This window comes from Brevibacillus porteri, assembly GCF_003013475.1.
Taxonomy (GTDB): Bacteria; Bacillota; Bacilli; order Brevibacillales; family Brevibacillaceae; genus Brevibacillus; species Brevibacillus porteri.
Window position 1 is genome coordinate 260,772 of record NZ_PXZO01000001.1, and the last position, 20,578, is coordinate 281,349.

The following is a 20,578-nucleotide window of genomic DNA, read 5'->3' on the forward strand; positions in this document are numbered from 1 at the left end:
GGGGCTTTCTTTTTATCATTTTTGAGAGGTGAATGCTATGCAGATGATTTCAACAAGCGAACTGGACAAAAACGTCATCACTGAATTTTTCATCCACCACTGGGGAAGTCCGCAAATGGTCATCTCCAGTGGCGTCTTCCAATGCGATGCGCTGGACGGCTATGCAGTGAAGGGTGAAGATGGTGCAATCAACGGATTTATTTCCTATGTACTCGAAGATCAGGAATGTGAAATCATTTCCTTGGACAGCGTGATCGAAAACATAGGAATCGGGACCGCCCTTCTCAATCAAGTAGAACAGACCGCCAAAGAAAAAGGCTGCCACCTCATAAAGCTCGTCACCACCAACGATAACCTGCACGCCATGGGCTTTTACCAAAAAAGAGGCTATCAGCTTCACGAGCTGTACATCAATGCAGTGGACAAGGCCCGCCAAATCAAACCAGAAATCCCCCTTATCGCAGACAACGGCATCCCCATCCGCGATGAAATCCTTTTTATAAAAAAACTTATTTAAAAAAGCAACGAAGAAGTAATAGCTGTCCGAAAAGCGTAGGTACATGTTTGGAAGGAGACCGCCCGAACGAAGTGAGGAAAAAGGCGACTGGAAAACATGTGCCTGCGCTTCCCCCCGACCACCGAAGAATGAAAGCCTCCGGCTTTTTAAAAAGTTTGCCCCCACACAATTGTTGACATTCGTAACTGTACGAATTATTATTACAGTACTCTTTGCAAGGAGGCCGTCTGTGACGTGAATAGTGAATTTACCATAGCTGTTCACAGCTTGGCTTTGTTGGCTCATATCCCAGAGCATATGGCAAGCAGTGAGCTCATCGCAAAAAATGTATGTACGAATCCTGCCAGAATTCGCAAAATCATGAGCATTCTGCGTAAGAACGGGTTTGTGAAGACCAAAGAGGGAATTGGCGGAGGTTATATACTCGCGTGCGACCCGAATGAGGTCACCTTGGCCGAGATTTATTGCTCGATCTCGAACGGTACGCTTAAGCCGCACTGGTGTTCGGGAGATCCGCAAGAAGCGTGTCAGGTTTCTGCGAATATGCACGGAGTCATGGATCAGATTTTTACAGAAGCAGAGATGTACTTTACGAAGTATTTGGAACAAATCACGATCCAGACCGTATTAGATAAAGTCCGTCAAGGATGTCAGGAGAACTCGCAACAGTAACCATACAAATTTTTAACATGGAAACTGTAATAATTTCCGTTACAATTAGGAGGTGCACGAGAATGAATCGAGATGAGTTATTGGAAGTCGGAGAATGGGTGTTGGGCAAAACCAAATTCGGCGAGTTAGTTCAAGGCTTCGTCGAAACAGATGATTCATTGCGAGGTACCGCGAAAGTTTATGTGGTTCAATGCGACAACGAAGAGACGATCGGCAAGCAGGTGGTGATTCCAAGACAGTGGATGGAACGCATTCCGGTAGGTTCTTTTGATGATGAAGAGCACATGCATGATTTGATCGACCTCGCCCTCGCAACCAAAGATAGAGAGTGGTTTATAGACCTGACTGCCAAGGCAAGCAACATGAAACAGACGTCAGGGAAAGAAGCCCGCCAAACAAGAAGCTCTTCCATTCGCAATCGCTTGGGAACTTCTGCTATTTGGGAGCAATAATTTTTCACTATACAGGAGGAGTACGGAGTATGTCTAACGTGAATCAGAACAATTGGTTTGAAAAAGGAATGAGCTTTGCTGCGTACAAAGAAAGCATGAACGTCAACAAAGAAGAGCTGTCCCGCGTATACGATCAGCTCACATTTACAGACGAGGATCTGGCGTTCTTTGGTGATCTCTCCCAACGCAATTGGAAAGGGATCGTGCTGACCGCAGACTGGTGTGGGGATGCTTCCTTGTGCGTTCCTGTCATTCAGCGAATTGCCGAGGAAAGCAACATCGAATTGCGCTTTCTCATCCGCGACGAAAATCTGGAGTTGATGGATCAATACCTGACCAATGGCACAGCACGTGCGATCCCGATCTTTATCTTCCTCGACCAGGATGGCTACGAGGCAAGAGTTTGGGGCCCACGCTCTCCAGAAGTGCAGGAAATGATTACGACTGCCCGTGCAGGATTGCCGGCTGCAGACGCTCCAGATTTTGAGGAAAAGCAAAAGGAGTTGTACCGCAACTTCAAGCAAAAGATATCTACAGACCCTGCCATTTGGCGCACGGTGATTGAGAGTGTGAAAGCGAAACTGCAAGGCTAAAGAGAAAAATCTATAGGATAGGAATGGATAAATGAATATGAGTAAACAAGAGAATAGTCAGCGACCGATTCTCTTCCTAATGATCAACATGTTTATCGCCATGTTGGGAATTGGCTTGATTATTCCAATTTTGCCCGAATTTCTTAAAGAGTTCGGCGCGGGTGGGGAGACAGCCGGATACTTGGTGGCGGCCTTTGGTGTGACCCAATTTCTGTTTTCTCCGATTGCGGGGGAATGGTCAGATAAGTACGGTCGAAAAATCATGATTGTCTCGGGACTCGTCCTGTTTACGATCTCCAATCTGGTCTTTGCCTTAGCTGAACAGACTTGGGTGCTCTACCTTTCTCGTCTGATCGGCGGAATCGGGGCAGCAGCGATGATTCCGTCCATGCTGGCGTATGTAGCAGACATCACGACAGAGGATAAACGTGGAAAAGGACTGGGGATGCTCGGAGCTGCCATGTCGCTCGGATTTGTTATCGGACCTGGTATTGGCGGGTTTTTGGCGGAGCTTGGCTTGCGTATGCCGTTCTACATTTCTGCGGCAGTTGGTGCGGTAGCCACACTTGGTTCCATCTTTTTCTTGTCAGAATCACTTCCGAAGGAAAAGCAGCTCGCGGCACGAAAAGGCAAAGAGAAGCAGGAAAACATCTTCGTACAACTCGGCAAATCGTTTCAATCGTCGTACTTCATCATGCTGGTGCTGATCTTTACGATGACATTTGGCTTGGCGAACTTCGAAGTTATCTTCCCGCTGTTCGTCGATGCGAAGTTCGCTTATACTCCGCGTGATATTTCCATCATTATCACAGTGGGAGCACTTGCTGGTACGATTGTGCAGGGAGCGCTAATCGGCAAGCTCATTACTCGTTTTGGCGAGAAGAAGCTCATTAACGTGACGTTCTTCTTGTCTGCTGTATCGATGGTGCTGATGCTGTTGTCCGGTAACTTCTGGTATATGCTGATTATGACAGTTATCTTCTTTACCCTGACGTCGATTATGCGTCCGGCAATCAACACGCTGATTTCCAAGCGAGCAGGGGATGAACAGGGCTTCGTAGCAGGGATGAACAATGCTTATATGAGTCTGGGGAATATTTTCGGCCCAGCAGTGGCAGGTACGCTGTACGGGGTTCATTTGAACGCACCGTATTTGTTCGGCGCGATTATCCTGATTCTCAGCTTGTTCTTGTCGCAGGTGGAAAGCCGTCGCAGCGTGAAGCGCGTCGTGGCCTAACCCTTGACATTTTTTTGAAACCAGTGTAAAAAGTAAGGTAATAAACAAAACACCAACAAATTCATTGACGAGAAAGAGTAAGCTAATCCCCTTGTTCCCCAGAGAGTTGGCCCTAGCGCTGAAAGCCAACGTTCAAGACTTAGCCGAAAATCCTCTCCGAGAAGGAAAGCTGAAGCATTTGGAGTAAGCTGACCCGGAATCCCACCGTTACAAGGGACGCGTATGATGGTACGTAGTAGAGGTGCCGGAAAATCATGATTACATGAGCTTTTCGGAACAAGGGTGGTATCGCGAGATCGAATCTCGTCCCTTAGGGGGCGGGATTTTTTTGCGTTCTATGAACCTACACTTCTACGCAAACTACAGAAGAAGGAGTGTACATGATGAGGAAAGTAGACGTAAAAGAAAAAGCAAGGACACGAGAGTTACGTGTTCTGGATCAGTGGAGGAAAGACGATACATTCCGCAAGTCGATGGACAATCGGCTAGGTAAGCCTAATTTCGTTTTTTATGAAGGGCCTCCAACCGCTAATGGACAGCCGCATATCGGTCATGTGCTCGGACGGGTCATCAAGGATTTTATCGGACGCTACAAAACGATGTCTGGCTACCGCGTCGTCCGCAAAGCAGGCTGGGATACACACGGTCTTCCGGTAGAGCTCGGGGTGGAGAAGCGACTCGGCATTTCCGGCAAGCAGGAGATCGAAAACTACGGAGTGGCCAAGTTCATCGAGGAGTGCAAAAATAGCGTATTCGAGTACGAAAAACAATGGCGCGAGTTGACGGAAGGGATCGCTTATTGGACAGATATGGAGCATCCATATGTGACGTTGACCAACGACTACATCGAAAGCGTCTGGCACATCCTTTCAGAAATTCATAAAAAAGAACTGCTGTACAAAGGACATCGTGTCAGTCCGTATTGCCCGGATTGCCAGACGACGCTCAGCTCCCATGAAGTGGCGCAAGGCTATGAAGACGTGAAGGACTTGAGTGCGACGGTCAAATTCAAAAGCAAGACAAGCGATGACATCTTTCTCGCGTGGACGACGACACCATGGACACTTCCAGCAAACGTGGCTTTGGCTGTTAACAAAGAGCTCGATTACGTGCGGGTCAAGTACAAGGATGAAGTGTACGTCGTAGCAAAAAATCTTGCGGAGAAAGTGTTCAAGGAAGGCTACGAGGTTTTGTCCACGCACAAAGGTGCAGAATTCGTAGGGACCCAGTATGAGCCGCCTTTTGGCTATCTAAAGGTAAACCATGGGCATATTGTCGTCGATGCGGACTATGTCAGTGATACGAGCGGAACTGGGATCGTGCATACTGCACCAGCGCACGGGGAGGATGATTATCGCACGACCCGTCAGCATGGACTTGATTTCGTGAACGTCGTGAATTTGGCTGGCCGCTATACCGATCAAATCTCGGATTTCGCGGGTCGCTTCGTTAAGGACTGCGACGTCGATATCGTAAAAGACTTGTCGCATCGTGGTCTACTGTTTTCCAAGGAGCGCTATGAGCATAGCTATCCGTTTTGCTGGCGCTGCAAATCACCGCTGCTCTACTACGCGATGGAGAGCTGGTTCATCAAAACGACAGCGATTAAGGATCAGCTGATCGAAAACAATAGCAAGATCGAGTGGTATCCGGGCCACTTGCGCGAAGGGCGCTTTGGGAAATTCCTCGAAGAGCTTGTAGACTGGAATATCAGCCGCAATCGGTATTGGGGGACGCCGCTCAATCTATGGCTTTGTCAGGATTGTGGCTGCGAATATGCACCAGGCAGTGTAAAAGAGTTGCGTGAGAAATCTGTGGCACCACTCGAAGAGAATCTGGAGCTGCACAAGCCGTTTGTGGATGAGGTGAAGCTGCGCTGCTCCTGCGGCGGTACGATGGAGCGAACTCCTGAGGTCATTGATGTGTGGTTTGACAGTGGTTCGATGCCGTTTGCTCAGTACCATCATCCATTCGGCGACGAAAAGGTATTTCAGGAGCAATACCCTGCCGACATCATTTCGGAAGGAATCGATCAGACGCGGGGCTGGTTCTTCAGCTTGCTGGCGGTCTCCACACTCTATAACGGAAAAGCGCCTTACAAGGCGGTCATCTCTACCGGCCACGTTTTGGATGAACACGGCCAGAAGATGTCCAAAAGCAAAGGGAACGGGATCGATCCGTGGGAGGTTATCGAAGAATTCGGAGCGGATGCGTTCCGCTGGGCGCTTTTGTCTGACAGTGCGCCGTGGAGCAGCAAGCGGTTCTCTAAGCGGATTGTCGCCGAGGCGAAGTACAAAGTGATCGATACGATCCATAACACGCATGCTTTTTATTCGTTATACGCCTTGATCGATTCGTTCAAACCAGAAGAGCATCTGCCGCAAGCGCCTGTAAACGAATTGGATCGTTGGATACTTTCCCGCTTGAATACCACCGTGCAGCACGTAGTCAAAGGTCTGGAAACCTACGATTTCATGAATCCGGCGGGGCATATCGAAGCATTCGTCGACGAGCTGAGCAACTGGTACATCCGTCGTTCGCGGGATCGTTTCTGGAGTAGCGGGGTGACGCCTGACAAAGTGTCTGCTTACCAGACGCTGCGGGAAGTGTTGCTGACGCTGGCGAAGATGATCGCACCATACGCGCCGCTGATCGCTGAAGATATGTATGGCAATCTGGGGGGAGAAGGCAGTGTTCATTTGACTGACTATCCGGTGGTGAACACAGAAGCAATCGACGAAACCCTTGAGCGGGACATGGAAACGGCTCGACACATCGTGGAGCTGGCGCGGAATGTCCGCAACGAAACTGGACTCAAGACCAGACAGCCTCTGTCCGAGCTGATTGTATCGATGGAGCAGCCATTTAATCTCGAGCGTTTTGCTGGTATTATCCAAGACGAAATCAATGTCAAAAACATTCGAGTGGAGCAAAGCGACAGCAGCTTCGTGATGTATCATTTCAAGCTCAACCTGAAGGTAGCTGGGAAAAAATACGGCAAGCTCGTTGGGCCAATCCAAGGGTATTTAAAGGAATTGAACGATGCCGATGCAGAGAAAGCAGTGGACAATGGCTACTTGGATGTGGAGGTCGCAGGGGAGAGCGTGCGGCTTACGCTAGATGAGCTGCTCGTGGAAAAGCAAGGGAAGCAAGGCTTTACTTCTGCATCCGGCTATCAGCTCCACGTGGCCTTGAATACGACACTCACAGAAGAGCTTGAGCAGGAAGGCTTGGTTCGTGAAGTCATCCGTGTCATTCAGGATGCACGCAAAAAGCTGGATTTGCCTATCGATAAACGAGTCCAGCTCACACTGGAAGTGGACGATGAGCTACGAGCCGCATTGGAGCGTTTTGATCATGTTTTGCGTGAGAGTGTACTCGTTTCGGGCGTGTCTTTTGCGAAAATAGCAGATAGGGAGATCGTTTCGTTCGGAGACAAAACATTTGGTTTGCACATCGGGTAACAAAGCGGTTAGATAAACAACAGCTAGGGAGCATGGTTGGTACACCGGTTCCCTAGCTGTTTTCTTCAGTCATGTAAGATCTCTGGGTCAAACCAAACGTCTTCATAATCGTCCGCAACTAAAATTCTCCAGCCCAAATATACCAACCAGTAGTGTCATGCTCCGGATGGATGCGAAGACCATTAAGAGGTAAAACACCCTCTCTTACATTCCTTAGCTTTCTATAGACACATCTTTTTCCAATGTTAATTCATGAAATGATTTCACACGTAGTTGTAAAAATGGGGTGAACAATAATGTACAAGCCGAAGCTAACAATCCAATGCCACCCGCAAATAAAGCGAACCGTAACCCCATTGCCCCCGCTAGCATCCCTCCAATTAACGAACCAAGCGGTAAAGAACCCCACGAGATAAATCGAAATGTAGCATTCACGCGACCTTGCAGGGCATCGGGTACAATTACTTGACGTAAACTGATGGTACTAATGCTAAACATTGAGACACCCATTCCGAAAAGAAGCTGTCCGAGCATCATAATCAACGCAATACTTAATTCTGATCCTACTGCTAATGGAGCAAGCAAACCGCCACTTGCTGCGATCGTAGCGGAACCCACAATTGTTGGACCTACTCCAAAACGACGTACAGCCCTTTGGGCAAGCAGAGAGCCAAATAGGTACCCTACTCCTAGCGTTCCATAAATGATGCCAAGAATGATCGCACTGATTTTGAGTTCTTGCGATGCATATAGAACATAAATACTAAAAATAACATTCCAGGAAAGGTTAAAGACTGTTGAGCAGCGCACCACTCCCCACAGCAACGGTTTTGTGTAAACCGTATGCAGCCCTTCTTTAATTTCCAGCCACATGTTTTTTTGTTTTTTCGCATCTGTCACGACTGTCTCCAACTTGCGAATCCGGGCTATGTACACAGCGGATATAAAAAAGGATACCGACGTGAACAATATTGCAAAAGGAGCAGTGATTAACTGTTCCAATCCACCTGATAAACCCGGCCCAGCAATTTGTGCAGTAGATTTACTTGTCTCTAGTTTGCTATTCCCATCAACAAGCTGCTCCTTGTTCACAATGGAAGGCAAAAAGGATGTATAGGCAACATCAAAAAAGACAGTACAGATACCCACTATGAAGGCTACCAAATATAGAACTGTCATATTCAGGAATCCAGTTAAGGCTGTCAGCGGCACAATGAGCAGTAATACACCCCTGAAAAAGTTAGCGGCGACAAGAATTGGTCGCCGGGGAAATCTGTCTATCCATACACCAGCGAGCAAACCGAAAATGATAAATGGCGCATACTCGGCAAAACCAAGCAACCCCATTTGCATGGGACTGGCCCCTAAATAGAGAGCTGCCACTAATGGCATTCCTAATAAGGCAACCTGAGTCCCAAACTGTGATGCAGTTTGCCCAATCCAGAGCCTGCGAAAATCTGTGTTAGTTAACAATCCTTCCACCTTGTTACTCATGTTCGTTCCCCCATTTTTCGTCACAACTAATTACCATTTTTAGTATAGGGGAACTTACGTTTCAAGATCTTGCGTTTTCATTATCGCAAATGTTGAATGATTGATGATTCATTTCGTTATTTCTCCCAAAGCTCGACCAGTCGGCCTTCAGGATCTTCAATCCAAATAAACTTTCCAAATTCACTACTCTCTTTTTTCTTTGCAAGAGGTACACCAATTTGCTCAAGATGCTTAATAGTCTCGTCTAGATTATGTACTTGGAAATTTAACATCACTTGTTGTTCTGTTGGAAAATAACTGTCATTCTCGGTAAAGAAAGAAAAGATAGTCTCATTTCCTAATTCGGGTTTTATCACAGTCCCATTCCAATTTTCTATTTCCATCTTCAACACTTCACTGTACCATTTTTTTATGACTTCAATCTGCACACGGGCCATTTGACACTCCAGTAAACCATATACTATAATTTCGTACAGAATGAAAATTCATTCCGAACGAAAGGAGTCAAGACCTTGTCTGAAACCAAGCGCGAAATAATCTTGGAAGCAGCGCTCGTTCTGTTTGTAGAGCGCGGTTTTGATGGAACGACCGTTCCGATGATTTCCGAAAAAGCAGGAGTCGGTGCCGGTACCATCTATCGTTATTTTGAAAACAAAGAAGCGCTCGTTAATACGTTGTTCCAAGAAAGTGTAGGGGAGTTTCTTGAGACACTCCAAGATGGCTATCCTCGTACAAGTGAAGACTTACGTGAGCAATTTCGGCATATTGCAAAGCAGACGATTCGTTACTCCAAAAAGAATTTGAACGCCTTGTTGTTTCTGGATTCCCACACAAATGGTCACTACCTGGACGAAGCCAGCCGAGCTGCATACATGAAGCTGCGCACATTTTTATTCGAGTTCATTGAACAGGGGCAAAAAAAGAAGGTCATTCGTCCGTTACCAGCGGATGCATTGATTGCAATTGTCGACGGTGCATACATCGCATTGAACAAGTGCATTATGGCTGGCGAAATCGAAGAAACCCCCGAATTGCTTGCAGGCGTAGAGGAAGCTTGTTGGGATGCGATCAGAATTCATTAATTCTGATCCTTCTTTTGAACAAAACGGAATGAACATTCATTCCGAAACATCTTTTCCACAGAAAAAGAGAAGAAACGTATAGGAGTGAGTCGCTTATGGATAAGTCGATCAGAAAAAGTATGGGGCTTCTGGTGCTGGTCTCCCTTGCAGTAATGACGACGGCTTGCACGAATAATCACGATATGACCTCGTCTGCTGGGAGTATAGCCCAAGCTGAGGCCAAATTCGTAGAAGCGCATCCGATCCAGCTGAAAAGCTTTCAATCGACTAGTGAACTGTCGGGGACACTTGCGCCCATGGAAGAAACGACGGTTTCGTTTGAAGTAGCCGGTGAAATCAAGTCGTTGCCGTACAAGGAAGGAGACACAGTCAAAAAAGGAGATGTGCTGGCCCGTCTCCATTCTACTGACTACTCCCTCCAGCTCGCATTGGCAAACGCCAATGTGCATGGCGCAAACGCACAGCTTTCAAAGGTGAAAAATGGTGCGCGCGAACAAGAGGTCCAGCAAGCAAAAGTAGCGGTCGAAGCGAAGAAAATCTCACGAGATCAAGCACAGAAAGACTATCAGCGCATGGAACAGCTCTATAAAAGCGGGGCGATTTCCGAAACCGAATTTGAAAGTGCCAAGCATGCGTTTGAACTAGCTGAAAAAGATTACGCCCAGGCGCAAGAGACCTATTCATTGGTGAAAGCAGGCGCTCGTACGGAGGATATCAGCGCCACAAGCGCCAGCTACCAGGGAGCCATGGTGACCCGAGATCAGGCAGCAGCTACTTTGGCAAAAACCGAGGTGAAAGCACCTATTCAGGGAACTGTGCTGGCAAAATTGGCTGATGTAGGGCAGTTGGCAAGTCCAGGTGCTCCTGTCTACCGAATCGGCAACATCCATCAGCTGAAAACAATCTTGCCTGTACCTGACAAGGACATCTCATCGTGGAAGGTGGGAGATGAAGTCGAGATTCGCTTGTACGAGGAAAAACGAACAGGAAAGGTAACCAATATATATCCGGCCACGAACGAACAGACGGGCACGATTAGCGTAGAAGTAGTCATCGATAACACCAAGAAAGACTGGTTTGCGGGGCAAGTTGTCACTGCAAAACGAACCCTGTCGCAAAAGAAAGGGATTTTTGTCCCTGCGGAGGCAGTTTTTAGCCGAGGCTCGGAACCCTATGTCTTTTTGCTAACAGATGGAAAAGCAACCAAGACGACTGTCACGATTGGTCAGTATGTGGACAATCATTTTGAAGTTACTTCTGGCTTGCAGGCAGGAAGTATGTTGATTACGAAAGGTGCTGATCGCTTGCTTAACGGGGACTCTGTTACCGTAAAAGGAGGCAATCAGCCATGATTGAGTTTTTCATCCAGAAGCGCAAAATCACCCTCGTTTTCTTTACAATGCTCGTGCTGATCGGTTTGTCCATTACGGTTTCACTGCCGCAACAGGAGCAGCCAGACATCATTGTCAGCATGGCGACCATCACCACTGTGTATCCGGGAGCGACTCCGGAGAAGGTGGAGCAGACGGTCACGAAGAAGCTGGAAGAAAAAATCAACGAAGTACATGGCATTAAATCGATTAGCTCCGAGTCCCGTTCCGGCGTCTCGATTATCCATGTGAAAACCGAGAATGACGTTGTACCGAAAAAGGTGTTTGAGGATGTACGGAAAAAAGTGAAAGATGCAGAAGCCGACTTACCGGATGAAGCAGAACAGCCTATCATCAATGATGACTTGAGTCGTACGTTCATCCAAACATTTCAAGTCACAGCCGATTCTTTTGAAGAGGTTCTCCAATTACGCGATACACTGGATCTGTGGAAGGATCAGCTACGAACCGTTCCGGGCGTTTCCGATGTTACGATTCAAGGATTGCCAGAGCAAGAGGTGAAAATCGCTGTCGATGCCAAAAAGCTGCAACAATACGGCATTTCCTGGGCGCAAGTAATGAATGCTGTGCAAACAAAAAATGAAACAACGCCGCTCGGTGATGTCAACATGGATACGCGGAAATACCAGCTCACATTACCTGTCAGCACCGATGTGGGGACCTTTGAAAAGGTAGTCGTAACACGTACGCAGGAGGGCATGCCCGTCTATTTGAAGGATATTGCCACCATTTCCGACAGTACCAAACGGGTGGAGTACCGGACGTACTATAACGGGAAGCCTGCTGCGACGATTAGCATCAATGCCGAGCTGGGAAGCGACGTTCCAAAGGTACATAAAGCAGTCAATGAGAAGCTCGCGGCGTTGGAAAAGAGTCTACCGTCATGGGCGAACAGAGAACCCGTGTTTGCGCAGGTGGATCAAATTGACAGTGTTTTTACTGAATTGTACGTGGAGATGATCATTGCCATCGTAGCGGTTCTTTTCATTTGTATGCTTGGATTGAATTTGACGACATCCTTGATGGTCGCATTGGCAATTCCAATCTCGCTGGCCGCAGGGATGGTGATCCTGCCGTTCTTTGGCATTACGCTCAATCAGATGACCGTATTCGGGCTCATCATTGTTCTTGGTATTTTGGTGGACGACGCAGTCGTAGTGAATGACAACATTGAGCGAAGGCTATCTGTGTTGGGAGAGGACCCGTATACGGCTGCTGTAGCAGGGACGAAGGAGGTTGCGGTCTCCATCATTACGGCTACCCTGGCTACTATCTCAGCGTTTGGACCGATCATGTTTCTCCCAGGTGATGCAGGCCAGTTTATTTTTCCGGTACCACTCATTATCATCTTTACGATGGGGGCCTCGATGTTCATGTCCCTCACCATTATTCCGATTTACCGGGAATGGAACGAGCGAAGGAACAAGAAGCGGAGCAAAACAGAGACAGACTATCGGAAGCCTGCTGGCTTGCTGGGCAAACAAATCGATACACTGACGAATTGGTACGGCGATCGTGTTCTGAAAGTGATGTTAAAAAAGCCGCTGAAAACAGGATTGAGCGGGGTACTGATTGCTACTGCGGCCTATGGACTCGTTATGTTCGTCCCAGTACAGCTCTTCCCGGATGCTGACAGGCCACAGATGGTTGTGAATATAACAACGCCAGTTGGCGGTAATTTACAGGAAACGGATCGGATTGTTCTTGGTGTTTCCGAATGGATTTCGCAGCAGGCGCATATTCAAAAAGTCTCGTCTTTTGTAGGGGGCAACGCACCACAGATGCTGCCCTCTGCGCCGCCAGTTGGAACCGGAGAACATGTCGCGCAATTGATCGTCACATTTGACCATAACAAAATGGATGCGCGAAAAGTGCTTGCGCCGTGGTCCGAGCAGTTTAAGATGATGTATCCAGAAGCGAATATCATTCCTTACAGTGCGAAGGATGGTATGTATACGGGAAGTCCGGTAGGAATTCGGGTGTACGGGGATGATTTGCAGGAGCTATACACGATTTCTGAGCAAATCAAGAAGCTCATCATGGAGATCGAGGGAACTTACAACACCAACGACACGCTGGGAAATGAACAGTATTCCCTCCAGTTCCAAGTGAATCAGGGAAAGATGGATAAGGAGCTAATCAATGAAGCGGATTTGACCAGAACATTGCGATTGATCAGCCAAGGCATTCCAATGGGGCAATTTGACAATGGGAAAAACTTGGTCGATATTACGCTGATAGCCGATCAGTCGGGAATGACGACAGAGCAAGTCTTCGCTCAACTCACGGTTCCAAATGCGCGTGGGCAGCTCATTCCGGTTTCACAAATAGCCGAAATGAAGCCAGACTTATCGATTCAGAGTATTCCTCGTTACAATATGTCCCGCAGTGTCACCATCACGAGTGATGTCCGAGATCGGACGGCCGCTGATGTGATGAGCGAAGTGACCGCGAAAATGAAGCAGCTGGAACTGCCGGACGGGTATGCTTGGAATGTGACAGGTGAAACAGAAGAGGAATCGGAAGTATTGCTCGATTTAGGAGTGCTTGCGGTTATTGCGGTCTTCCTTATCTTTTTGCTGATCGTCGTGCAGTTTAATTCCTTGTCTATTCCTGTTTTGGTGATGAGTACGGTATACCTCGCGATCGCGGGCAGCTTGATCGGACTATTCATCACGTCGACACCGATTGGTTTCATGACGGTGGCGGGCTTTATCGCATTGGCAGGCATCGTCGTCCGAAACGGGATTGTCTTAATCGAATTCATCGAGGAGGCGAGGCATGAAGGCGTCGCTCTGCACGATGCGGTGATTGGAGCAGGGAAAGCCCGTTTGCGGCCGATTTTACTTACGACCTTCGCCGCAGTAGCAGGTTTATCACCGATGGCGATGAAGGGGAGTGTGTTGTTTCAGCCGCTCGCCATTACAATCATTTCTGGCTTGCTGTTCTCGATGCTGCTCACGCTGATCGTCGTTCCTTCTCTCTATACAGTTGTAGCCATCCAAAAAGAGAAGAAGCGGGTAAAAAAGGAAGCGCAGAATCAGCTGTCAATCTGAGCTATTCAGGAGGAATGTTCAGACAAATGGAGAAAGGGGTAGAGGCACGAAGACGAACATTCACCAGGAAGCGAGGAAATGCAGATGGACCAAGTGAAATGGAACGTTGGGGTTATTGGCGCAGGCGTCATGGGCGAGCGCATGATGAACGCGATCCGTACCCACGAAAAATTTCGAGTAGCCGCAGTGAGTGATGTATCTGCGGAAAGAGCACAGGAAGCCGCGCAAAAGTCCGGCGATGTGCCTTGGTACACAGATTATAAGGAATTATTGAAAAAAGTAGAGCTGGACGTCATCTATTTGGCTGTCCCTCCCAAATTCCATCACGCCATTGCGCTTGATGTACTGGCGCACAAAAAGCATTTGCTCTGCGAAAAGCCGTTGGCCAATTCGTTGACAGAAGCGCAAGAAATGCTGGAAGCAGCAAATGACGCAGGGGTTGTCCATGCGATGAACTTTCCGCTCTACTATCAAGGCGTTTTTCCTGAGCTCTCCCGCAGACTCGAAGAAATCGGAGATATCCGCCGCATCGATATCCTGACGCATTTTCACCAGTGGCCGCGTCCATGGCAGCAAACTCCTTGGCTGGCTGGTCGTGAGCAAGGCGGTTTCATCCGTGAAGTACTACCTCATTTCACTCACCTGACTTACGAGCTCTTTGGAGACCTGCATGTAGTCCGCTCAGAGGTAGACTATCCAGCTGATCCGGCGCTATGCGAGACAGGAGTATCCGCCTTCCTGCGTCTGACAGATGGTACTCCGGTTACGATCAATGGCTTAGCCGGTATCGCACATGAGGAGCATTTGGATTATCGCGTGTACGGGTCAAATGGGACATTGAGTGTCGTGAACTGGAGCAATCTGTTTGTGGGTGGACACGGCGAAACGCTCGTTCCGGCTGAAGTTCCACAGCAAGACCGTCTCTCCCTGCTGTTGGATGAGCTGTCTATTGCGATTAACGGTGGAGATGCCCGATTGGTTACGTTTGAGACAGGCGTGAAAGTACAGCAAGTGCTGGAAGCATTGCTCGGACATGAAAAAGTACACTACATCAAATAGAAATTAGCAGGAAAAGTCCACGAAAAAAAAGAGCAGGTAGGCAGGGGTATCACATCCTGCGCGACTGCTCTTTTTTGTTTGTTATGGCTTGTATGTCTGTAAAAGCTGCTCAATATGCTTGATGGCAAAATGGACATGCTTGTTATCGTGTGTGAGTCTGCTTGCCATTATGGCCCCTTCAATCGAAGAGAAGATAACCGAAGCGACGGCTTCTGCGTCCATTGCGGAACGAAATTCTCCCTCGGCGATTCCTTCTTCCAGCAAGCCCTGCATGAACGATATGGTTTCTTGGTAAGCGGCGAGGGCATACTCGCGAAGTACAGGGAACGAGTGGTCACTTTCAACGGCTGTGTTGAGAAGCGGGCAGCCACCTTGGAGCGGGGGATTGTTTACCGCATCAGAATATACCTTTGCCATGGCTACGAGTTTTGCAGTGGCCGTGTCCTGTTTTTCCAGTGCAGCTGCAAAATGCGCATGTAACACTTCACCCGCATATTTGAAGGCCTCTATAGCGATTTCATCTTTACTGGCAAAACCCCGGTAGAGTGCGCCTTTGGTAAGTCCCGTTGCATCCATGATGTCTTGCATGGAGGTTCCTGTATAACCGTTTTGATTAAACAGCTCTGCTGACTTCTGGATAATATGCAGCTTTGTTTTTTCGCCTTTGCGCATCGCGATAGTCCTTTCATTCGGCCAACACGGTCTATATTCGTCCAAGTTATTGTAACATTTCTCGCATGTACGAAAGAAGGCAATCATGTAAAATCAAAAAAGAGACCGAACCGTTCGGTATCAAAAATCGAACAAAGGGTTGTGTGGCAGGATGAACCGAATCAAACCATATTCGATTGTCATTTTCGTCGCTTGTATGGCGATCACGTATGCACTCGTGCAAAACTTTATCATCGATCCAGAAGCGAAAGGCTTCCTCAGTCACAAATCTGATTACAACAAAGAGCGAATGAACACATCGATCTGGCTTACGGTCATGTATGTCCATTTGTTTTTCGCCCTGATTGCTCTGGTCTGTGGAGTGGCTAACTTTTCGGACAAGCTGCTCGCAGAGAACCGCAAGCTACATAAAGTAACAGGCTATGTCTATCTTTTTAGTGTGTTGGTTGTGGTAGTCACATCCGGATATATGGCCCCTTATGTAACGGGCGGAAAAGTGGCGAGTTGGCCCTTCCATTTATTGAACATTATCTGGCCGGCTATCACCATTACGGCGCTCGTCAAAATTAAAAAGCGTCAAGTCATGAAGCATAAGGAATGGATGGTCAGGAGCTTCGTCTTCTTGTTCACCAACATGCTGATTCATCTATTAAAGCTGATCTTTGAAAAGGTGGTAGGTTTGCCGTATGAGATCAGCTACACAATCGGCGTCTATGTCGCCATGATTGGGCTTGTCTTGACGGCAGAGATGATCATTCGTACGAAACTGCGTGCACCGAAAAAAGCATGAGAGAGACTCAGCGTTTCCTAAAAAGCTTCGCATCAACCAGTTTCATTGGTTCAGATGTGAAGCTTTTTTAGGAGGTAAGCCCATGGTCCTTTCCTACTGCTGCAAAGCCTTGCTCTGCATCAAAAAATCAATAAACGTACGCATAATCCCGTGAACAGGTGTATCCTTGAGGTAAATCAGCTCGAAGTTCCGGTTGATTTGCGGCAGATTCAGGACGTCTACTTCCTGCAACTCGCCTTCGCTTAAATCTTTGGAGATGGCAAAGCGAGGCAAAAAGGCGATGCCCAGCCGTTGTTTGACCATCCGCTTCACGACCTCGATGTTGTCAGCCTCCATGACGACATTGTTTTGTAGCTGAAAATGGCTGAACGCATTGTTGATCAGTTTCCAGTCGAGCGAACCCCGATTGAACAAGATCAATCGTTCACGTGCGACTTCTTCAATGGAAACCTGATGGCGGAATCCAAACGGATGATCGGGATAAATGGCTAAGACCATGTCATCCGGCATCAGCTGAATCCGGTTAATCTGTGGATGGGTAACGGCACGAGCAATTCCGAATGACACCTCGTGGTTCAGAACCATATCGAGCACCTGATGGGAATGCCCGGTAAGGATCGTCAGTTTGATTTTGGGGTACAACTGCTGGAATTGCTGGACGAGGTCAGGCAAAATGTAAAAGGCGGAGACAAAAACGGTGGAGATGGTCAATTCTCCCTCTACATCGCCTTGCGATCGCTGAATCGCTTGCTGTCCCTCTTGCAGCATATGCATGATGTTTTTCGCATAAGGAAGGAACAGATCGCCTTCTTTTGTAAGAGAAATCGTATGACCCGTACGCTGAAACAGCTTGCAGCCCATAGTCGTCTCAAGTGCTTTGATCCGCATGCTGACCGTGGGCTGTGACAAATAGAGCAAATCAGCTGTTTTGCTGAAGCTCCCGGTCAGGGCGACAAAGATGAATGCTTCAATTTGCTCCATATTCATGAGTAGTGGCTCCATTGTGTGAATTTTTAAACTTTACGTAAAAAGGAGGTCGCTCCTCCTCGAATAAGCCTCGATAATGTTTTCTTAAGTGACTTATAGCAATAATTTATTGGATTCGCTCTCCAAAATACATTACCTTAACATTAACAGAATAGGTAGTGTTCTCAAAGGAAATTAGCACAAGGGATGGATACAAATGGCCAAAATGCCGATTATCGATTTGCACTGTGATGCACTGCTGAAAATTTGGGAGAAAAATGGGGCTTTGTCCTTTGCGGATGCGGACGAGCTGGATGTCAACAGGAAACGGCTACACGATGGCGGGGTAAAGCTACAATGCTATGCCATCTGGACATCCCCTGAATTGTCCACGGAGCAACGTTTTCAAAAAGCTTTGGATCAAATTCATTACTTTTATACAGAAGTTCTGGGTAAACATCCAGAAATGAAACAAATCCGTGATTGGAGCGATCTCGACCATTTGCAAGAGGGAGAGATCGGGGCGTTGCTGACATTGGAGGGTGTTGAGCCAATCGGCAACGATTTGAAGAAGCTGCACATATTGTATCAGCTAGGGGTTCGCTCTGTGGGCCTCACCTGGAACTTCGCGAATCTCGCTGCGGATGGTGCGCTGGAACCGAGGAATGCCGGATTGACGACCTTTGGCAAGGAAATCATTCAGTTCCACAATGAGCATAAAATCTTGACGGACGTCTCGCATCTAGGGGAGGGCAGCTTCTGGGATACGATTCAACTCGCCACATACCCGATTGCGAGTCATTCAAATGCACGAGCGATTTGCGACCATCCACGCAATTTGACGGATGAACAGGCAAAAGCGTTATTTGCCAAAGGCGCGAATGTACATGTCGTCTACTGCACCCAGTTTATCAATGAAACGACACCAACTACGATAGATGATCTGATCAAGCATATCGATCATTTTTGTTCACTCGGTGGCGTGCGACATATTGGGCTCGGCTCTGACTTCGACGGCATTACCGCGAAGGTCGTGGGCTTGGAGCATGCGGGGCAGAGCCAAAACCTGATCAACGAGCTGCTCAAGCATTATAAGGAAGAAGAAGTGCGCGGGTTTGCCTATGAGAACTTTCTGCGCAATCGTCCCGTGTAAGCGTTCGGCATAGCCTTACGAAAGGAATGGAATGCATGACGAAAAAAAATCGGCAGCTCGGTGCGACAATCGGGAGACTGCCGGTCGGTGAGAAAAATGACATAACGGATGTAGCCGGAGTCCGAGTAGGACATGTAACGATTCAGCATGAGCTGGACAACGAGGATTATGCATGCACGGGTGTGACAGCCATTTTGCCACATGGCGGTAGCTTGTTTCGTGAAAAGGTAACCGCAGCCAGCTATGTGATCAATGGCTTCGGCAAAACAACGGGACTCGTGCAAGTAAATGAGCTGGGTGTATTGGAATCGCCGATCATGCTCACCAATACGTTTTCCGTTCCAGCGGTTACACAAGGGACTCTGCAATACATGCTGGATACGAACGAAGAGATCGGGGACACGACCGGGACGATCAATATTGTTGTGGGCGAATGCAACGATGGTCATCTCAATTCCATTCGCCGCTGTGTCGTGCGCCCGGAGGATGCGAGAGTAGCGATTCAGAACGCAACGGACCAGGCCGTAGAAGAAGGCGCTGTCGGGGCAGGGACGGGGATGATTGCGTTTGGCTATAAAGGTGGGATCGGTTCGTCTTCTCGTATCGTAGTGGCTGAGGAGCAATCGTATACATTGGGGGCTTTGGTACTCAGTAACTTTGGCAACAAGAATGATTTCTTGGGAGCGAATCTGTTCACAAGCTGCAAAAACAATGAAAACGCAGTAGAGAAGTCCGAGGATGGCTCCATCATCATCGTACTGGCGACAGATGCTCCATTGAGTGATCGCCAACTGCTCCGGGTAGCGAAGCGCGCAGGAATCGGCTTGGGACGCACGGGGAGCCATTTTGGGCATGGGAGCGGCGACATCGTCATCGCTTTTTCCACCGCGCAAACGATTCCACACCAGACAACAGCCGTTACAGAAACACGCGTGCAACTACGTGAGGATCACCCGATCATGAACGAACTGTTTGCTGCTGCGGCAGAAGCGACTGAGGAAGCTATCTACCATTCTCTTGCGCAAGCAGTCACGACTATGGGAAGAAAAGGACGCATCGTTCATGCGTATCCGAGTCAGGACATAGGTGAGTAGTAACATAACCCTACAACTGTTGACATACCTTGAGTGTAAAGAGGTGCACGGTGTGAAATAGGAGGTAGGGTTATGTACATTGAAGTCGAAAAGGGTGTCACGGTTTTTGTTGAAGACCTCAATCCTGGCCCGAATAGCAAAACGATTTTTTTCGTTCACGGCTGGCCGCTCAACCATAACATGTTTTCCTACCAATTCAACGTACTTCCCCAGCAGGGGTTCCGCTGTGTTGCCATGGACATACGCGGCAACGGCCAATCGGACAAACCGTGGAACGGCTATACGTATGATCGCTTAGCAGATGACATCTATGTCGTTTTGGAAGCACTGAAGATACGGGATGCTGTCTTGCTTGGTTTTTCGGTGGGTGGAGCCCTTTCGATTCGGTATATGTCTCGTTATGAGGGGCGTCATATTTCCAAATTAGCGTTAGTGGATGCGGTTTCTCCTTCCTTTGTGAAAATGCCGGGTTCTCCATACGGCGTCCCGAAGGAGCAAGCAGATGGGCTGATCAGTCAGATGTACGCCAATTTGCCTGAGTTATTAAACACGGTTTCTTTGCAGTTTTTTAATCGAAATTTAGGGACTGCTACGCTCCAGTGGTTTGTCAAAATGGGGCTGGACTCCGCTTCCTATGCGCTCATCAAAATCATGCAAGCAGCAGCGAGAGAGAATGTAATCAATGACTTAGGTCAAATCCGTGTGCCAACCGGAATCTTTCATGGGATTCACGATCAATTGATTCCATTCAAAAGCGCCGAGCTCACTCAGCAGCAAATCAAAGGGTCGAAGCTGTTTCCGTTTGAAAACAGTGGGCACGGCATGCCGATTTGTCAGGCGGATGATTTTAATAAGAGGCTGGTGGAGTTTATTAACTCTTGAATGA

The 20,578-nt window shown here is 48.0% G+C and carries 19 protein-coding genes and 1 other annotated feature; of the genes, 14 read left to right on the forward strand and 5 right to left on the reverse strand.

Annotated elements, in window-relative coordinates; all coding sequences use genetic code 11:
* Window positions 1-37: 37 nt before the first annotated feature.
* From C7R92_RS01250 to ileS, 6 genes are all read left to right on the forward strand, one after another.
* Window positions 38-517, forward strand: a complete 480-nt coding sequence (locus C7R92_RS01250) for a GNAT family N-acetyltransferase (RefSeq protein ID WP_106832943.1) — start codon at window positions 38-40, stop codon at window positions 515-517.
* Window positions 518-751: 234 nt separating this feature from the next.
* The gene (locus tag C7R92_RS01255; RefSeq protein ID WP_069845731.1) at window positions 752-1,189 is read left to right on the forward strand and encodes an RrF2 family transcriptional regulator; all 438 of its coding nucleotides are present in this window, start codon (window positions 752-754) and stop codon (window positions 1,187-1,189) included.
* 62 nt (window positions 1,190-1,251) lie between these two features.
* On the forward strand, window positions 1,252-1,641 hold the full coding sequence (locus C7R92_RS01260) for an IDEAL domain-containing protein (RefSeq protein WP_069845729.1): 390 nt from the start codon (window positions 1,252-1,254) through the stop codon (window positions 1,639-1,641).
* Between the two features lie 29 nt (window positions 1,642-1,670).
* Window positions 1,671-2,234: a thioredoxin family protein gene (locus C7R92_RS01265; protein WP_106832944.1), complete on the forward strand. Its 564-nt coding sequence runs from the start codon at window positions 1,671-1,673 to the stop codon at window positions 2,232-2,234.
* 31 nt (window positions 2,235-2,265) lie between these two features.
* On the forward strand, window positions 2,266-3,471 hold the full coding sequence (locus C7R92_RS01270) for an MFS transporter (RefSeq protein ID WP_017250940.1): 1,206 nt from the start codon (window positions 2,266-2,268) through the stop codon (window positions 3,469-3,471).
* Between the two features lie 55 nt (window positions 3,472-3,526).
* Window positions 3,527-3,785 (forward strand) — a binding site (T-box leader).
* A gap of 69 nt (window positions 3,786-3,854) precedes the next feature.
* Window positions 3,855-6,935, forward strand: a complete 3,081-nt coding sequence (gene ileS / locus C7R92_RS01275) for an isoleucine--tRNA ligase (RefSeq protein WP_106832945.1) — start codon at window positions 3,855-3,857, stop codon at window positions 6,933-6,935.
* 118 nt (window positions 6,936-7,053) lie between these two features.
* Here ileS and C7R92_RS33350 read toward each other — a convergent pair whose 3' ends face one another.
* The 3 genes from C7R92_RS33350 to C7R92_RS01290 all read right to left on the reverse strand — a co-directional run bounded on the left by C7R92_RS33350 (window position 7,054) and on the right by C7R92_RS01290 (window position 8,866).
* Entirely contained in the window at window positions 7,054-7,185 is a 132-nt protein-coding gene (locus C7R92_RS33350) for an immunity protein Imm33 domain-containing protein (RefSeq protein WP_425266657.1), read from the reverse strand.
* Window positions 7,149-8,429, reverse strand: coding sequence for an MFS transporter (locus C7R92_RS01285; RefSeq protein ID WP_106832946.1), 1,281 nt, complete (start codon window positions 8,427-8,429; stop codon window positions 7,149-7,151). Before C7R92_RS01285 ends, C7R92_RS33350 begins: the two co-directional genes overlap by 37 nt.
* 116 nt (window positions 8,430-8,545) lie before the next feature.
* Entirely contained in the window at window positions 8,546-8,866 is a 321-nt protein-coding gene (locus C7R92_RS01290; RefSeq protein ID WP_106832947.1) for a VOC family protein, read from the reverse strand.
* A 75-nt stretch (window positions 8,867-8,941) separates the two neighbouring features.
* Here C7R92_RS01290 and C7R92_RS01295 point away from each other — a divergent pair, with 75 nt between their 5' ends.
* The 4 genes from C7R92_RS01295 (at window position 8,942) to C7R92_RS01310 (ending at window position 15,017) form a co-directional block, all read left to right on the forward strand.
* On the forward strand, window positions 8,942-9,511 hold the full coding sequence (locus tag C7R92_RS01295; protein ID WP_106832948.1) for a TetR/AcrR family transcriptional regulator: 570 nt from the start codon (window positions 8,942-8,944) through the stop codon (window positions 9,509-9,511).
* Between the two features lie 95 nt (window positions 9,512-9,606).
* Window positions 9,607-10,863 carry an efflux RND transporter periplasmic adaptor subunit gene (locus C7R92_RS01300; RefSeq protein ID WP_106832949.1) on the forward strand — a complete coding sequence of 419 codons (1,257 nt, stop codon included), beginning with the start codon at window positions 9,607-9,609 and terminating at the stop codon, window positions 10,861-10,863.
* A complete protein-coding gene (locus C7R92_RS01305) occupies window positions 10,860-13,958 on the forward strand; it encodes an efflux RND transporter permease subunit (protein WP_106832950.1) in 3,099 nt (1,032 codons plus the stop codon). Before C7R92_RS01300 ends, C7R92_RS01305 begins: the two co-directional genes overlap by 4 nt.
* 84 nt (window positions 13,959-14,042) lie before the next feature.
* Entirely contained in the window at window positions 14,043-15,017 is a 975-nt protein-coding gene (locus C7R92_RS01310) for a Gfo/Idh/MocA family protein (RefSeq protein WP_106833076.1), read from the forward strand.
* An 81-nt stretch (window positions 15,018-15,098) separates the two neighbouring features.
* Here C7R92_RS01310 and C7R92_RS01315 read toward each other — a convergent pair whose 3' ends face one another.
* On the reverse strand, window positions 15,099-15,689 hold the full coding sequence (locus C7R92_RS01315) for a TetR/AcrR family transcriptional regulator (protein WP_069845715.1): 591 nt from the start codon (window positions 15,687-15,689) through the stop codon (window positions 15,099-15,101).
* 151 nt (window positions 15,690-15,840) lie between these two features.
* Between C7R92_RS01315 and C7R92_RS01320 the strand changes: the two genes are divergently transcribed.
* Window positions 15,841-16,479 carry a DUF2306 domain-containing protein gene (locus tag C7R92_RS01320; protein ID WP_106832951.1) on the forward strand — a complete coding sequence of 213 codons (639 nt, stop codon included), beginning with the start codon at window positions 15,841-15,843 and terminating at the stop codon, window positions 16,477-16,479.
* Window positions 16,480-16,572: 93 nt separating this feature from the next.
* Here the strand turns inward: C7R92_RS01320 and C7R92_RS01325 are convergent, their stop codons facing one another.
* Window positions 16,573-17,466 (reverse strand): LysR family transcriptional regulator, encoded by an 894-nt coding sequence (locus C7R92_RS01325; RefSeq protein WP_007716122.1) that lies wholly within the window; start codon window positions 17,464-17,466, stop codon window positions 16,573-16,575.
* Between the two features lie 196 nt (window positions 17,467-17,662).
* On the opposite strand from C7R92_RS01325, the gene C7R92_RS01330 reads away from it, so the two are divergent.
* From C7R92_RS01330 to C7R92_RS01340, 3 genes are all read left to right on the forward strand, one after another.
* A complete protein-coding gene (locus tag C7R92_RS01330; protein WP_106832952.1) occupies window positions 17,663-18,598 on the forward strand; it encodes a dipeptidase in 936 nt (311 codons plus the stop codon).
* A gap of 35 nt (window positions 18,599-18,633) precedes the next feature.
* On the forward strand, window positions 18,634-19,692 hold the full coding sequence (locus tag C7R92_RS01335) for a DmpA family aminopeptidase (protein WP_106832953.1): 1,059 nt from the start codon (window positions 18,634-18,636) through the stop codon (window positions 19,690-19,692).
* A gap of 72 nt (window positions 19,693-19,764) precedes the next feature.
* Entirely contained in the window at window positions 19,765-20,574 is an 810-nt protein-coding gene (locus tag C7R92_RS01340) for an alpha/beta fold hydrolase (RefSeq protein WP_106832954.1), read from the forward strand.
* Window positions 20,575-20,578 lie beyond the last annotated feature (4 nt).